Origin of the sequence: Streptomyces swartbergensis (genome assembly GCF_002148965.1) — a bacterium.
GTDB classification, from domain to species: domain Bacteria; phylum Actinomycetota; class Actinomycetes; order Streptomycetales; family Streptomycetaceae; genus Streptomyces; species Streptomyces swartbergensis.
The window spans coordinates 1-843 of record NZ_NGFN01000789.1 but is presented as its reverse complement, the minus strand read 5'-3'; the positions used below and the strand labels follow the sequence as shown (position 1 = coordinate 843).

1 pseudogene is annotated in these 843 nt (G+C 68.7%); it reads right to left on the bottom strand.

Going from position 1 to position 843, the window contains the following annotated elements:
- Positions 1-639: pseudogene (locus CA983_RS44350) on the bottom strand (hypothetical protein); the annotation flags it as partial.
- Positions 640-843 lie beyond the last annotated feature (204 nt).

The window sequence follows — 843 nt, the reverse complement described above, 5'->3', positions numbered from 1 at the left end:
GGCGGCGATGCGCGGGTCGTCGGGCAGGGCACCGGTGAGCACCTCGTACAGGTCCGGGCCACCGGTAACCAGGTCATGCACGGTCATGCCGTCGTCTCCGATGGAGTAGTCCAGGCTCCTCAGTCGGTGACCGCCGGTACGACGCTCCCACAGGGGCGTGAGCGCGCGGTGCAGCGCCTTCACCTCGCTCCTGAAGGCGTCCAGGAAGGCGGGTGTCATGCTGCCGCCGTCTGTTTCGAGGGGGGCGGCCCAATTGCCCAGCAGGGCGGTCGACACGGGCTCCCGCCACCGTCCGCCCCGCCACAGGCCCAGGACTTCGGAGGCGAACCGGTCCACCTCCGCGTCCTCGCGGTTCACGGCCGCGTCGCGGGCCTGAAGCGCCCGGACCGCTACGGGAATGTCGACGTCCCGAAGCATGTGCGCAGCCCAGTAGTCCCCGAGGAGTGCGGGAGGAAGCGGTGCCTCGTCAGCCGGATTCTTCCGGTGGACGGTGCCATCGTGATCCACGAGATAGGCGGCACCAGGGCCGTGGCGGTGTTCTCCGGTGCCGAGGGTCGGGGTCTCGGAGGTGAAGATATAGGCCTGGCGAACCCAGGTCTTCGTGGGATCCGTCGTCGTAGGGATGATGCGGGGCGTCACAGCTCTCCTCGCGGGTCGTGTCGGCAGCTTCCCCTTCAAGCCTCGGCACGGCCTACGAACGGCAATAAATCTCAACAACCCCCATGTGATCCCCATCACAGGCTCGTGATCGTTCTCACCGGCACTTTCTGTGTCGCCGTGACGGCGGCGCAGCGCAGCGGCGGCCCGGCGAGCGCAGCGCCGGTGAATGCCCCGATCCCCGGC